At 38.8% G+C, this 13,980-nt stretch carries 21 protein-coding genes; 20 read left to right on the top strand and 1 reads right to left on the bottom strand.

All coding sequences use genetic code 11. The features are described from left to right. Positions 1–6 precede the first annotated feature (6 nt). Together MS2017_RS09250 and MS2017_RS09245 are read left to right on the top strand one after the other, a co-directional pair. Positions 7–756 carry a DUF4395 domain-containing protein gene (locus MS2017_RS09250; protein ID WP_122951983.1) on the top strand — a complete coding sequence of 250 codons (750 nt, stop codon included), beginning with the start codon at positions 7–9 and terminating at the stop codon, positions 754–756. Further along, complete coding sequence (locus tag MS2017_RS09245; RefSeq protein ID WP_122951982.1) at positions 757–1,872, top strand: HupE/UreJ family protein; 1,116 nt, start codon at positions 757–759, stop codon at positions 1,870–1,872. 118 nt (positions 1,873–1,990) lie between these two features. Here the strand turns inward: MS2017_RS09245 and MS2017_RS09240 are convergent, their stop codons facing one another. Beyond that, the gene (locus MS2017_RS09240; protein ID WP_071564925.1) at positions 1,991–2,956 is read right to left on the bottom strand and encodes a KpsF/GutQ family sugar-phosphate isomerase; all 966 of its coding nucleotides are present in this window, start codon (positions 2,954–2,956) and stop codon (positions 1,991–1,993) included. Between the two features lie 53 nt (positions 2,957–3,009). Between MS2017_RS09240 and MS2017_RS09235 the strand changes: the two genes are divergently transcribed. From MS2017_RS09235 to rplX, 18 genes are all read left to right on the top strand, one after another. Further along, on the top strand, positions 3,010–3,477 hold the full coding sequence (locus MS2017_RS09235; RefSeq protein ID WP_071564926.1) for a low molecular weight protein-tyrosine-phosphatase: 468 nt from the start codon (positions 3,010–3,012) through the stop codon (positions 3,475–3,477). 464 nt (positions 3,478–3,941) lie between these two features. After that, entirely contained in the window at positions 3,942–4,316 is a 375-nt protein-coding gene (gene rpsL / locus MS2017_RS09230; protein ID WP_071564929.1) for a 30S ribosomal protein S12, read from the top strand. Positions 4,317–4,343: 27 nt separating this feature from the next. Beyond that, positions 4,344–4,811, top strand: coding sequence for a 30S ribosomal protein S7 (rpsG, locus tag MS2017_RS09225; protein ID WP_071564927.1), 468 nt, complete (start codon positions 4,344–4,346; stop codon positions 4,809–4,811). A gap of 18 nt (positions 4,812–4,829) precedes the next feature. Next, entirely contained in the window at positions 4,830–6,932 is a 2,103-nt protein-coding gene (gene fusA / locus MS2017_RS09220; protein WP_122951981.1) for an elongation factor G, read from the top strand. A 24-nt stretch (positions 6,933–6,956) separates the two neighbouring features. Continuing rightward, positions 6,957–8,147, top strand: a complete 1,191-nt coding sequence (gene tuf, locus MS2017_RS09215) for an elongation factor Tu (RefSeq protein ID WP_122951122.1) — start codon at positions 6,957–6,959, stop codon at positions 8,145–8,147. Between the two features lie 92 nt (positions 8,148–8,239). Next, positions 8,240–8,551 carry a 30S ribosomal protein S10 gene (gene rpsJ / locus MS2017_RS09210; RefSeq protein ID WP_066043009.1) on the top strand — a complete coding sequence of 104 codons (312 nt, stop codon included), beginning with the start codon at positions 8,240–8,242 and terminating at the stop codon, positions 8,549–8,551. Between the two features lie 26 nt (positions 8,552–8,577). Further along, positions 8,578–9,312 carry a 50S ribosomal protein L3 gene (gene rplC / locus MS2017_RS09205; protein ID WP_071564519.1) on the top strand — a complete coding sequence of 245 codons (735 nt, stop codon included), beginning with the start codon at positions 8,578–8,580 and terminating at the stop codon, positions 9,310–9,312. Positions 9,313–9,322: 10 nt separating this feature from the next. Next, positions 9,323–9,937 carry a 50S ribosomal protein L4 gene (gene rplD, locus MS2017_RS09200; RefSeq protein ID WP_071564518.1) on the top strand — a complete coding sequence of 205 codons (615 nt, stop codon included), beginning with the start codon at positions 9,323–9,325 and terminating at the stop codon, positions 9,935–9,937. Next, positions 9,934–10,224: a 50S ribosomal protein L23 gene (rplW, locus tag MS2017_RS09195; protein ID WP_071564517.1), complete on the top strand. Its 291-nt coding sequence runs from the start codon at positions 9,934–9,936 to the stop codon at positions 10,222–10,224. Before rplD ends, rplW begins: the two co-directional genes overlap by 4 nt. A 10-nt stretch (positions 10,225–10,234) precedes the next feature. Continuing rightward, positions 10,235–11,062, top strand: a complete 828-nt coding sequence (rplB, locus tag MS2017_RS09190) for a 50S ribosomal protein L2 (RefSeq protein ID WP_071564516.1) — start codon at positions 10,235–10,237, stop codon at positions 11,060–11,062. Between the two features lie 8 nt (positions 11,063–11,070). Next, a complete protein-coding gene (gene rpsS / locus MS2017_RS09185; RefSeq protein WP_071564515.1) occupies positions 11,071–11,340 on the top strand; it encodes a 30S ribosomal protein S19 in 270 nt (89 codons plus the stop codon). A 16-nt stretch (positions 11,341–11,356) separates the two neighbouring features. Further along, positions 11,357–11,692 (top strand): 50S ribosomal protein L22, encoded by a 336-nt coding sequence (gene rplV / locus MS2017_RS09180; RefSeq protein WP_071564514.1) that lies wholly within the window; start codon positions 11,357–11,359, stop codon positions 11,690–11,692. A gap of 2 nt (positions 11,693–11,694) precedes the next feature. Then, on the top strand, positions 11,695–12,387 hold the full coding sequence (gene rpsC, locus MS2017_RS09175) for a 30S ribosomal protein S3 (protein WP_071564513.1): 693 nt from the start codon (positions 11,695–11,697) through the stop codon (positions 12,385–12,387). A gap of 11 nt (positions 12,388–12,398) precedes the next feature. Next, positions 12,399–12,809, top strand: a complete 411-nt coding sequence (rplP, locus tag MS2017_RS09170) for a 50S ribosomal protein L16 (RefSeq protein ID WP_071564512.1) — start codon at positions 12,399–12,401, stop codon at positions 12,807–12,809. After that, a complete protein-coding gene (gene rpmC / locus MS2017_RS09165; RefSeq protein ID WP_071564511.1) occupies positions 12,809–12,997 on the top strand; it encodes a 50S ribosomal protein L29 in 189 nt (62 codons plus the stop codon). Before rplP ends, rpmC begins: the two co-directional genes overlap by 1 nt. Then, positions 12,994–13,260: a 30S ribosomal protein S17 gene (gene rpsQ, locus MS2017_RS09160; RefSeq protein ID WP_071564510.1), complete on the top strand. Its 267-nt coding sequence runs from the start codon at positions 12,994–12,996 to the stop codon at positions 13,258–13,260. The genes rpmC and rpsQ overlap by 4 nt, the downstream gene beginning before the upstream one ends. A 28-nt stretch (positions 13,261–13,288) precedes the next feature. Beyond that, a complete protein-coding gene (rplN, locus tag MS2017_RS09155) occupies positions 13,289–13,657 on the top strand; it encodes a 50S ribosomal protein L14 (RefSeq protein ID WP_071564509.1) in 369 nt (122 codons plus the stop codon). Then, complete coding sequence (gene rplX / locus MS2017_RS09150; RefSeq protein WP_076982506.1) at positions 13,657–13,968, top strand: 50S ribosomal protein L24; 312 nt, start codon at positions 13,657–13,659, stop codon at positions 13,966–13,968. The genes rplN and rplX overlap by 1 nt, the downstream gene beginning before the upstream one ends. Positions 13,969–13,980 lie beyond the last annotated feature (12 nt).

Genomic DNA, 13,980 nt, shown 5'->3' with positions numbered 1-13,980 from the left:
GATTACATGATAACCTTGATTAAAAATACTTTTAAAAACCTTTGGTTTCGTGATGTAGGCGAGGAATCTATTCATATTAATAACACCGCAGTACGCATTCGTGCGGGTATGTTATTGATTATCCCCATTTATATGGTTTTTACTTTGATTGATGTGGTGTATGGCTCGTCATGGGATGTGGTGCTTAATACCACTTCTGTTGATACGCTTGAGACTAATTGGGATGACCGTATCGTTTATCAAGTAGAGGCAGTGAAGCGTGTTTATGAATATGGTTTTCAGACTAAATTATTAATTTATGCTTTGATTGAAATGTTGCTGGGTATGTCCATTATTGGCTCACGATTTTCTCCCACGATTTTATTGGCCAGTTTTTTGGCTACTGGTAGGAAATCTGAATGGGGTCCTATTGGCCCTAAGCGTTGTGCCTGGATGCTGGGGTCAAGTTTTATTTCTGTGTGTATCATCTTTTTTAACCCAGACGCAGTTGCACTTTGGGTTAACAGTTTGTTAGGGACTAATATTCCTGCTGATGAAAATTACATTCCTTCTTGGCTAGCGTTAAACTTAGTGTGGATGTGTTTGTTATTTATGTGGTTAGAGGCAATTGTAGGTTTTTGTGTCGGCTGTAAAATTTATGCATTATTGGTCAAAATAGGCATTGTTAATCGCCATTGTAATGCCTGTGAAAATATTGACTGGGATAAGATTAATCGCAAAAAACAAGCAAAAATAGACAAAAAACAAAATAAATAAATGAAATTTGTTTTTTTACTGTATTTATTGGCAGGCGTGTCAGTTGCTGATGTGGTTAAACCTGCGCTAGTGGAAATTTCAATTTATGCGGATAAAAAAGTCAGCGTTGTGATTGATTTAAGCCTTGAAGCGGCAATGACGGATATTGGCACTCAATATAAAAATACTACAGATGCACCAAGTTCGGCACAATATGATACACTTCGTGCGCTAGCACCTGAGGCATTGCAGGCACGCTTTAAGGCTTTTGAGTCTAAATTTTTAAGCCATATTTTATTAACTATTAATAAAAAACCTCAGCACTTAAAACTCGTTTCAACAAAGATTGACATTGTGGGTTACAAAAAACGCCCGAGAAAAACGCTACTTACTTACTCAACCCAACTAAGCGAATGGCCAAAAACTCTCTCATGGCAATACAACAAATCCTATGGCGACAGCGCATTACGCCATCAAATATATAAAAAAGATGAATATAATTGGAGCCAATGGCGTTGGTTGCGTAACGGTGTATCAAGTGGCATAATTGATATTAACCACCCGCAACCAATGACAACTGTGCAAACAATATTGCAATTTATCAATATTGGTTTCAACCATGTTATTCCCTTAGGGCTTGATCATATTTTATTTATTATCGGCATGGCACTTTCCTCACTCTTGTGGCAAAGACTGTTATTGCTAGTGAGCACTTTTACCCTAGCACACACCTTAACACTAGGTTTGGCAATGTTAGGCATTATAGAAATATCAGGGCGGATTATTGAGCCGTTAATCGCCTTTTCTATTGCGTTTGTAGCAATTGAAAACTTACTGCCTAACCAATCTATTAAACGCAAAAGCATCATTGTATTTTTATTCGGTTTGGTTCATGGATTGGGTTTTGCCAGTATGCTTAAATCTTTTGAAATGACGAATGACAATTTTGTAACTACCTTAATCAGTTTTAATATTGGCGTTGAATTGGCACAAGTTATTATCGTTCTAAGTGTTGTTGCTGTTCTATTATTGCTCAAAATAGCCAAACTTAATTATCGACAACTTGCTGTTATCCCAGCATCATTCATCATAGCATTTATTGGTATTTACTGGGGTGTAGAACGATTAACAAACTAGGGGCTTCTTCTGTATTAGAGATAGGTATTGAATACAGGGAATTTTTTTTATTCAGTTGTAATTTTCCAGACCTTGAGAGGTGCAAAAGTGCAGTTTCTTGCCATTGGTAAATTTCAGTTTAAATAATCTTTGCCTGCATTAAAGTATGGGTGTTGATTGCACCAAGAACTTGATTGTTTTTATCAACGACTGGTAGTGAATTTAGGTTGAATTTATCCATTATTGCAACTGCTGCCATAGCGGGTTTGTCGGCTAGAATAGATTTGCAATTTGAGGTCATAACCTCGCCAATAGTTAAGTCTTGAATATTAGAATGGGTTTCCAATACACGGCGTAGGTCGCCATCGGTGAAAATGCCTTGTAGGGTATTTTCATTGGTAATTAGCACCATGCCCAAGGCTTTTTGACTCATTATCAGCAGAGCATCAAGCAGTTTGGTGTCGGCGTTGGCAATAGGAATATCGTCATTGGTTTTCATAATGTTATTGACAAAAGTTAGTAAGCGTCTGCCGAGTGCCCCACTGGGATGCGAACGGGCGAAATCATCGGGGCTAAAACCTTTATCATTAAGCAAACTCACTGCCAAAGCATCGCCCATGGCAAGCGCTACTGTGGTGGAAGAAGTGGGGGCTAAATTATGTGGACAAGCTTCTTTTTCAACACTCACATCAAGATGCACATCGCTGATTTTTCCAATAGCAGAGTTTTTATTGCCTGTCATAGCAATAATAGCAACACCAAGGCGTTTAATCACTGGCACCAGTGTCATAATTTCATCAGATTCGCCTGAGTAAGAAATACAAATAGCAACATCGTTTTGTTCAATCATACCTAAGTCACCATGCCCTGCCTCGCCAGGGTGGACGGCAAACGCAGGGGTGCCAGTGGAGGCAAAAGTGGCAGCAATCTTATTGCCAATATGTCCCGACTTACCCATGCCAATTAAAATCACTTTACCTGTGCAGTTTTGAATGAGTGTGCAAGCATCTATAAAACTTTGGTCAAGCCTATCAGCCAATTGACTAACTGCTTGTGCTTCAGTGAGAATGACCTTTTTAGCAAAGTTTAATAATGTGTTTGGCATAGACAATAGTTTTTAATAGATATAATGTTGGATTTTATCTAAGTATAAGCACAATGAGTAACGAAAAAATCAAAATCTTGTTTGTGTGTATGGGTAATATCTGCCGATCACCAACTGCTGAGGGCGCTTTTTATTCGCAAATGCAAAAGCGAGGCGTACAAGATTTATTTGAAATTGATTCCGCAGGAACGCATGCTTATCATATTGGCGAGCAACCCGATACTCGTTCTCAAGTTGTGGCACATAAGCACAATGTGGACTTGTCTGTGCAGCGTGCTAGGCAAGTACATGAGTCAGATTTTTATCATTATGATTATATTTTTGCGATGGATGTTAGTAATTTGACAGACTTGCAAGACATTTGCCCATCAGAACATCAGCACAAACTTTCTTTAATGCTTGATAATATTCCGAAAAATAACGGAAAAGGCGTGCCCGATCCATATTTTGAAGGGCGTTTTGATGATGTGTTTGAGATGTTAAATCGTGCCAGTCGTTTTTTATTAGACAGACTGAGCTGAAACTTTTGTATAAAATTATGAGTGGTTATCTAAGTGCCTATTTCACTTACTTGGAAATTTTCTTAAATCCAGTCTAAGCCTTACTAAAACAAGGTTTAGAAAAGTTAATAAGTTTAGAAAAAATGAATTTTATTCATCCCTAATATTTTATACAAAACTTTCTTTGAGACCTTTGCATAAATATAGACGATTAGCAAAATTCAATTTTTGCCCACTTGGTGATTTTCTTAAACCTTGTCCTAGCAGGGCTAAGGCTGGGTTTAAAAAATTACCAAGTGGGTGAAAAGCGGATTCTTGATGATTATTTATATTTATGCAAAGGCCACTCTTAGTAAAAAAATTAAGAAAACATATTGACGGGGGTAATTCAGCACAGTATAATGCTTGCCTTTATTGCCCGTGAAAACGAAAGAGCGATTAATTTTATAAACAAATATTTAGTAATTTATTGGAGTAATGTATTTATGTCAACAGTGAATCAATTAGTACGCAAACCGCGTAAAAAGAAGGTTACAAAGAGTGGTGTTCCAGCCTTAGACAGCTGCCCACAAAAGCGTGGTGTATGTACTCGTGTATATACAACAACACCTAAAAAGCCTAATTCAGCATTGCGTAAAGTTGCCCGTGTTAGATTAACCAATGCTGCTGAAGTAACGACTTATATTGGTGGCGAAGGTCATAACTTACAAGAACACTCGGTGATTTTAATTCGTGGTGGTCGTGTAAAGGATTTACCAGGTGTGCGTTACCATACTGTTCGTGGCGCATTAGATACGGTTGGTGTTGATGGCAGAATGCAAGGTCGCTCTAAATATGGCACCAAGAAACCAAAGAAATAAACTAAATATTAAAACAAGAGAAAAACTATGAGAAGAAGATCCGCACCAAAAAGAGAAATCCTACCAGACCCAAAGTTTGGCGATTTAGTATTGGCTAAGTTTGTTAACATCTTAATGTTAGATGGCAAAAAATCTGTAGCTGAGAAGATTGTTTATGATGCGTTAAATACAATTGAAGCCAAAGGTAATGCCGAGCCAATTGAGACTTTTAAGCAAGCACTAGAAAATATTGGACCACAAGTTGAGATTAAATCTCGTCGTGTTGGTGGCTCCACTTATCAAGTACCCGTTGAAGTTAGATCTGAGCGTAAAATTGCACTAGCAATGCGCTGGATTATTGAAGCATCACGCAAACGCGGTGAAAAAGGCATGAAGCTAAGGTTAGCAGGCGAAGTTTTGGACGCTGTCCAAAATCGTGGCACTGCATTTAAAAAGAAAGAAGACACACACAGAATGGCAGAGGCAAACAAAGCGTTTGCTCACTTCCGCTGGTAGACATAAAAGGATAAGAAGATGGCAAGAAATCACCCACTGAGTCGCTACCGTAATGTTGGCGTTATGGCGCATATTGATGCTGGTAAAACTACTACTACTGAGCGTGTACTTTTGTATACAGGTCGCACACACAAAATTGGTGAAGTGCATGATGGTGGCGCTACCATGGACTGGATGGAGCAAGAGCAAGAGCGTGGTATTACCATTACTTCTGCTGCAACCACTTGTATGTGGAAAGGTATGGATGAGCAGTTTGAAGAGCATCGCATCAATATTATTGATACTCCGGGACATGTTGATTTTACGATTGAAGTTGAGCGTTCTCTTAAAGTATTAGATGGTGCGCTAGCTTTGTTTTGTGCGGTTGGTGGTGTAGAGCCTCAATCTGAGACTGTGTGGCGTCAAGCAAATAAATACAATGTACCAAGAATTGGTTTTGTTAACAAAATGGATCGTGCTGGTGCAGATTTTTTGCGCGTTTGTGCGCAAATTAAAACCCGTTTAGGTGCAAATCCGGTACCAATGCAAATCGCTATTGGTGCAGAAGAAGACTTTAAAGGTGTGGTTGATTTAATTACCATGAAAGCCATTTATTGGAACGAAGAAGATCAAGGTGCCACCTACGAAACTAAAGACATTCCAGAAGATTTACAAGACTTAGCAAAAGAAAAGCGTGAATTTATGGTTGAGTCTGCAGCAGAAGCCAATGATGAGTTAATGGAAAAATACTTAGAAGAAGGCGAATTGTCAGATGATGAAATTAAAGAAGGCATTCGTTCTCAGTGTATTGGCAATCATATTATTCCAATGTTTTGTGGTTCAGCCTTTAAGAATAAAGGTGTGCAAGCAGCATTAGATGCAATAATTATGTATATGCCGTCACCGCTAGATGTGGATGCGATTGAAGGTATTCTTGATGATAAAGAGGAAACTCGTGCACCGCGTAAAGCCGATGACAGCGAACCATTCGCAGCATTAGCATTTAAAATTGCAACCGATCCATTTGTAGGAAATTTAACATTTTTCCGTGTGTATTCAGGCGTGTTAAAAGCAGGTGATTTTGTTTATAATTCATCTAAAGGCAAAAAAGAGCGTATTGGTCGTATGGTGCAAATGCACTCAAACGAACGAGATGAAATTAAAGAGGTTCGTGCTGGCGATATTGCAGCCGCCATTGGACTCAAAGATGTGACTACAGGTGATACCCTGTGTGACATGAAAGAGAAAATTGTCTTGGAAAGAATGGAATTTCCAGAGCCAGTAATTGCTTTGGCAGTTGAACCAAAAACCAAAGCAGACCAAGAAAAAATGGGTATTGCCTTAGGTAAACTTGCCGCTGAAGATCCTTCATTCCGTGTATCAAGTGACGAAGAGTCGGGTCAAACTATTATTGCAGGCATGGGCGAACTTCATTTGGATATTATTGTTGATCGTATGAAGCGTGAGTTTGATGTTGAGTGTAATGTCGGCGCACCACAAGTTGCTTATCGTGAAGCGATTACAACTTTGGTTGAGCATCAGCACAAATTTGCTAAACAATCAGGTGGTCGTGGTCAATATGGACATGTATATTTACGCATTGAGCCACAAGAGCCGGGTGCTGGCTATGAATTTGTTGATGAGATTAAAGGTGGCGTTATTCCTAAAGAATATGTTCCTGCGGTTAACAAAGGTATTCAAGAGCAAATGGAAAACGGTGTATTGGCTGGCTTCCCATTGGTTGATATGAAGGTTACTGTTTATGATGGTTCTTACCATGATGTAGACTCAAACGAAATGGCATTTAAGATTGCTGCTAGTAAGTGTTTAGCAGAAGGCGTTCGATTGGCAAATCCACAATTACTTGAGCCGATGATGGCTGTTGAGATTGTTACACCTGAAGAATATATGGGTGATGTGATGGGCGATCTAAATAGACGCCGTGGTTTGGTAGGTGCAATGGAAGATCTCCCGAATGGCAAGCAGTTAAAAGCAGATGTTCCATTGGCTGAAATGTTTGGTTATGCAAATGACCTTCGTTCCGCAACTCAAGGTCGCGCAAGTTACTCAATGGAGTTCTCAAAATATACCGCAGCACCAAAAAATGTTGCTGATGATGTCATCGAAAAATTAAATAAATAATATAAAGTAACAAGGAGCAATAATATGTCAAAAGAAAAATTCGAAAGAACCAAACCCCATGTTAATGTAGGCACTATTGGTCATGTTGACCATGGTAAAACCACCCTAACAGCAGCCATCACTAAAGTTATGGCAGAAATCAATGGCGGTGAATTTAACGACTATGCAGATATTGATAATGCCCCTGAAGAAAGAGAGCGTGGTATTACCATTTCAACAGCGCATGTAGAATATGAATCAGAAGCTCGTCATTATGCCCATGTTGACTGCCCCGGACACGCCGACTATGTCAAGAATATGATTACTGGTGCCGCCCAAATGGATGGCGCTATTATCGTTATTGCAGCAACAGACGGCCCTATGGCACAAACTCGTGAGCATATCCTTTTGTCTAAGCAAGTAGGTGTTCCGTATATTCTTGTTTATATGAACAAAGCCGATATGGTTGATGACGAAGAATTGGTAGAATTGGTAGAAATGGAAATTCGTGAACTGTTGACCGAATATGATTTCCCAGGTGATGACACCCCCGTTATTTTTGGCTCTGCACTAAAAGCATTAGAAGGCGACACTTCAGACATTGGCGTTCCTTCTATCGTTAAATTGGTTGAAGCATTAGATTCATACATTCCAACACCTAAGCGTGATACAGACAAACCATTTATTATGCCAATTGAGGATGTATTCTCAATCTCTGGTCGTGGTACCGTGGTTACAGGTCGTATTGAAGCAGGTATTGTTAATGTTAATGATGAAATTGAAATCGTTGGCATTAGAGACACACAAACAACAACTTGTACAGGTGTTGAAATGTTCCGTAAATTATTAGATTCTGGTGAAGCAGGTGATAATGTTGGCGTTCTACTTCGTGGTACTAAACGCGAAGATGTAGAGCGTGGTCAAGTATTGGCCAAGCCAGGTTCAATCAAGCCGCATTCAAAGTTTGAAGCAGAAGTTTATATTTTAAGCAAAGATGAAGGCGGACGACACACACCATTCTTCAATAACTACCGTCCACAATTTTATTTCAGAACAACTGATGTTACTGGCGCTTGCCAATTACCAAAAGATGTAGAAATGGTTATGCCGGGTGACAATGTGAAGATGGAAGTAGAGTTATTATCACCAATCGCTATGGAAGAAGGCTTAAGATTTGCCATCAGAGAAGGCGGGCGTACCGTTGGTGCAGGTGTTGTTGCTAAGGTGACAGATTAAAAATAAATTAATTAATCTAAGAGCGAATATTCTTGTATAATGTTCGCTTTTTCGTTGAAACATAAGTTGTACTTATTAATAGGATTCAGAACATGAGCAATCAAAATATTAGAATTAAATTAAAGGCATTTGACCATCGTTTAATCGATAAGTCTGCCATCGAGATTGTAGCAACAGCAAAAAGCACTGGTGCTAGTGTTAGAGGTCCGATTCCCTTGCCAACAAAGAAGGAGCGTTTTACAGTTTTAACTTCTCCACATGTCAACAAGAAAGCAAGAGATCAGTACGAATTAAGAACATATGTTAGATTAATGGATGTTATTAGCCCAACTGATAAAACAGTTGATGCATTAATGAAATTAGATTTAGCAGCAGGCGTTGATGTAGCAATTCAGCTTAATTAACAAACACAAGTAATAGGAATAGAATCATGGCAATTGGTTTAGTAGGACAAAAATTAGGAATGACGCGTATTTTGGCTGACGATGGTTCGGCGACTGCAGTAAGTGTTATTAAAGTTGAACCTAATCGTGTTGTTCAGACAAAAACAGTAGAAGTAGATGGCTATAGCGCTGTACAGGTTACTACGGGTGCTAAAGTTAATAAGAAAGGTCAGGCGAAGTTGCGTCGTGTTTCATCAGCAACTAAAGGTCATTATGCAAAAGCTGAACAAGAGATTGGTTTAGGTCTTTGGGAATTTAGAGCAAATGCTGATGAAATTGCAGGTGTAAAGAGCTTTGATTTATCAACTTTTGGCGCAGGTCATTATGTTGATGTTACTGGGCAATCTAAAGGAAAGGGTTTTCAGGGTGGTGTGAAGCGTCATAATTTTTCAATGCAAGATGCCACACATGGTAACTCGATTTCTCACAGAGCAATTGGCTCTACTGGACAGTGTCAAGATCCTGGTCGTGTATTTAAAGGCAAGAAGATGGCTGGTCACATGGGTGATGAGCAGGTAACACAAGAATGTTTAGAAGTGATTCGTGTTGACAATGAGAGAAACTTAATTTTAGTAAAGGGCTCAATCCCTGGTGCTAACAAAGGTTTTGTTAAAGTTAATTTATCTACTAAAAAAGATAAAGTAAATAACGGCATAAGTAAGCAACTTCAAGAGCAGAAAGATGCTGTTGATGTAGCACCAGAAGCCGAAACAAAAGAATAAGGTTGTTAAAATGAAATTAAAAGTATTAGATATAAGCACCAATAAGTCCACTTCTGCTGAAGTTGCGGATAAGGTATTTGCAAGAGATTACAACCAATCGTTGGTTCACCAAATAACAACGGCTTATATGGCGACGGGTCGCCAAGGTTCTAAAGCGCAAAAGAATCGCTCAGCAGTGAGTGGTGGCGGTAAAAAACCTTGGGCACAAAAAGGTACTGGTCGTGCTCGTGCAGGTACTTCTCGTGGACCTATTTGGCGTTCAGGTGGCGTAACATTTGCTGCACAGCCAAAGAGTTTTTCTCAAAAAGTTAACAAGAAAATGTACAAAGGTGCAATTAGCGTTATTTTTTCAGAGTTGGTGCGTACTGAGCGCCTGAAAGTGGTAAAAGATTTTGAAGTCAAAGATGCGAAAACAAAAAATGTTACAGCATTGCTTAAGGCTTTAGATGTGAAAGATGCACTGTTAATGACAGATGAGTTAGATGAAAATTTATATCTTTCTTCGCGTAATTTATATCATGTTGGCGTTTGTGACACACAAAGTATTGACCCAGTGAGTTTAATTGGTTATGAAAATGTTGTGGTTACTGAAGCAGCATTAAAGAAAATTGAGGCACAATTATGAATCAAGAAAAAGTATTGAAAACTTTATTGGCACCTATTGTTTCTGAGAAAACATCATTGTTGTCAGTACAAAATCAGTATGCATTTAAAGTGCGTGTTGATAGTAATAAGAAAGAAATCAAGGCAGCAGTTGAAACGCTATTTGGTGTTACTGTAGAAAATGTAACCACCTCTGTTGTTAAAGGTAAGAAAAAAGTTTATAAAGGCAAAATTGGTCGTCGTGTTAATTGGAAGAAGGCAATGGTAAAAGTGTCTGAAGGCCAAATGATTGACGTAAGCGCATCTTAAGAGAGAGATTATGGCACAAGTAATTAAAAGAAAACCAACTTCACCTGGCAGACGATTTGTTGTTAATGTTGTTGATAAAGATTTGCATAAAGGTACGCCTTATGCACCGCTAACAGAAAGCAAGAATAGAATCAGTGGTCGTAATAACCGTGGAAAAATTACGGTTCGACATAAGGGTGGTGGCCATAAGCGTCGTTATCGCATTATTGATTTCAGACGCAATAAAGACGATATTGTTGCAAAAGTTGAGCGTCTAGAATATGATCCAAATCGTAGTGCAAATATTGCTTTGGTTTTATATGCAGATGGTGAGCGAAAGTATATTATTGCACCAAACGGTTTACAAGTAGGTGAAGAAATTGTTTCAGGTAATAGCGTTGCTATTAAAGTTGGTAATGTAATGCCATGTGCGAATATTCCACTGGGTAGTGTTATTCATTGCATCGAACTTAAGCCAGGTAAGGGCGCACAAATGGCACGCAGTGCAGGTACTTCAGCACAGTTAATTGCAAAAGAAGGTACTTATGTTACTTTGAGATTGCGTTCTGGTGAGGTGCGTAAAGTATTGGCAGATTGTCGTGCAACCATTGGCGAAGTATCTAAGAAAGAGCACAGTTTAAGAAAACTTGGTAAAGCGGGTGCTACTCGTTGGAGAGGTGTCAGACCTACTGTTCGTGGTGTAGTGATGAACCCAGTTGATCACCCACATGGTGGTGGTGAAGGTAAAACTAGTGGTGGTCGTCATCCGGTTTCTCCTTGGGGTACACCAACTAAGGGTTATAAAACACGTAGTAATAAGCGTACTGATAAACTTATCGTACGTCGTCGAAATAAATAAGGGTAATTATGGCTAGATCATTAAGAAAGGGTCCATTTGTTGACGAGCATTTAATCAAAAAAGTATTAACTGCTCAAGAGAATAACGATAGAAAACCAATTAAAACTTGGTCTAGGCGTTCGGTAATTGTGCCTGAAATGATTGGCTTAACAATCGCAGTGCATAATGGCAGAGCACATGTGCCAGTATCAGTTAACGAACAAATGGTAGGTCATAAACTGGGTGAATTTGCAGCGACTAGAACATTCCATGCACATTCAGGCGATCGTAAAGCATAAATATAGGTAGGTTGAAATGAAAGAAGTTAAAGCAATACATAAATATGCAAAAACCTCAGCCTTTAAGGCGAGATTGGTAGCGGATCAAATTCGTTCAAAATCAGTAGAGGAGGCACTTAACATTTTATCGTTTAGCAATAAAAAAGCATCGGTACTTGTTAAGAAAGTGTTGAATTCGGCGATTTCAAATGCTGAAAACAATGATGGACTAGACATTGATGAATTAAAGGTGAGCAGCGTTTATATTGACGAAGGCTCAACAATGAAAAGAATTCGCCCTAGAGCAAAAGGTAGAGCGAATCGTATTTTAAAAAGAACAAGCCACATTACAGTTGGCGTAAGCGCAGGTTAATTATGGGTCAAAAAGTAAATCCAAAAGGTATTAGATTAGGCATCGTTAAAGATTGGGATTCTAAGTGGTATGCAAATTCTCAAGATTATTCTAAGTACTTATTGTCTGATATTAAAGTGAGAGATTTCTTATTTGAGAAATTAAAATCCGCTTCTGTTAGTCGTGTTCAGATTGAGCGTCTTGCAGATAATGCAAAAGTTATTATTCATACTGCACGCCCAGGTATTGTTATTGGTAAAAAAGGCGCAGATATTGAAGATCTAAAGGCTATTGTTGCCAAGATAATGGGCATTCCAGTACATATTAGTATTGAAGAAATTAAGAAGCCAGAGTTGGATGCGCGTTTGGTAGCAGAGAATATTGCACAACAATTAGAAAAGCGTGTGATGTATAGGCGTGCAGTTAAGCGTGTATTAGGTAATGCCACACGCTTAGGCGCTCAGGGAATTAAAGTAATGGTTAGTGGTCGCTTAAACGGTGCAGAAATTGCACGCTCTGAGTGGTATAGAGAGGGTCGTGTACCATTGCATACTTTTAGAGCGGATGTTGATTACGCACATTATGGTGCAAATACACAATATGGGGTAATCGGTATCAAGGTTTGGATATTTAAAGGTGAAATTTTAGACCATAAGAAAGGCACATTAGATGAGGTTGCTCGTCGTGGTGCTACTAATCAAATCGGTAAGAAATAAAGGATTGAGAAATGCTACAACCTAAACGTACAAAATTTAGAAAAATGATGAAAGGCCGTAACCGCGGTCTTGCAACTGGCCATAAGGTTAGTTTTGGTGAAATTGGCTTACAAGCTGTGGGTAGATGTCGTATGACTGCCAGACAAATTGAAGCCGCTCGTAGAGCAATGACGCGCCATGTGAAGCGTCAGGGTAAAATTTGGATTCGTGTGTTTCCAGATAAGCCTATTACTAAAAAGCCATTGGAAGTGCGTATGGGTAAAGGTAAGGGTAGTGTTGAATATTGGATTGCACAAATCAAACCAGGTCAAATGTTGTTTGAAATGCAAGGCGTTGATGAGACTGTTGCAAAAGAGGCGTTTGCACTAGCAGCAGCTAAATTACCAGTAAAAACGAAAGTAATTAAAAGGATGGCAATGTAATGGATGCAAAAGAATTAAGAAGTCAAGATACTTCTACACTTAACGAAACTTTAATGACACTTTTAAAAGATCATTTTGAATTGCGTATGAAGCATAAAAGTGCACAGTTAGATGATGCATCTAAATTAAGCAAGATTAAAAAGTCGATTGCACGAGTTAAAACTATTATTAGAGAGAAACGAGTATGAGCGAGAATAAAGTAGAACGCGTATTAACAGGCAAAGTTGTTAGTAATAGTCGTGATAAAACAATTGCGGTTCAAATTGAGCGTAAAGTAAGACACCCAATTTATAAGAAGTACATCAAGCGCAGTACTAAAGTACATGCACATGATGCAAATAATGAATGCGGTTTAGGCGATACGGTAAGAGTTGTTGAAGCGAAACCGTTTTCTAAAACCAAGTGTTGGGCGTTGCTAGAAGTCCTTGAAAAATCAGTTGCGATTGATTAATTATTAGCATATTAAAAGAGAATAAAATATGATTCAAATGCAAACAAAACTTCATATTGCCGACAACAGTGGTGGTGTCAAAGCAATGTGTATTAAAGTATTAGGTGGCTCTAAGCGTCGTTATGCAAATATCGGTGATGTGGTCAAAGTAAGTATTAAAGAAGCCGCACCTCGCGCTAAAGTCAAAAAAGGTGATGTGTATGATGCCGTTGTTGTTCGTACAGCACAAGGTGTTCGTCGTGCTGATGGCTCACGCATTCGTTTTGACAATAATGCAGTTGTGTTGTTAAATACAAAACTTGAGCCAGTGGGTACACGCATCTTTGGCCCTGTAACCCGTGAATTGCGCAGTGCAAAATTTATGAAAATTGTCTCATTAGCACCAGAGGTTCTATAATGCAAAAGATTAGAATGAATGACGAAGTTATTGTTATTGCAGGTAAAGACAAAGGCTCAATGGGTACTGTAACTAAAGTAACAAATGCTAAAGTTGTGGTTGAAGGTTTAAACATTGCTAAGAAGCATGTTAAGCCCAATCCAAATGCGGGTGTTACGGGTGGTATTATTGATACAGAAATGCCAATGGCAATTTCAAATGTAGCAATTTACAATGCGAAGACTAAAAAAGCAGATAGAGTTGGTATTCGTGCCAACAAAGAGGGTAACAAGGAAAGATTTTTTAAATCAAACGGCGAATCAATCGTTTGAAACAGTTAAAAG

Origin of the sequence: Bathymodiolus thermophilus thioautotrophic gill symbiont (assembly GCF_003711265.1) — a bacterium.
Taxonomy (GTDB): domain Bacteria; phylum Pseudomonadota; class Gammaproteobacteria; order PS1; family Pseudothioglobaceae; genus Thiodubiliella.
Note: the sequence above shows the minus strand (reverse complement) of the source record. Positions and strands in the feature narration are given on the sequence as shown.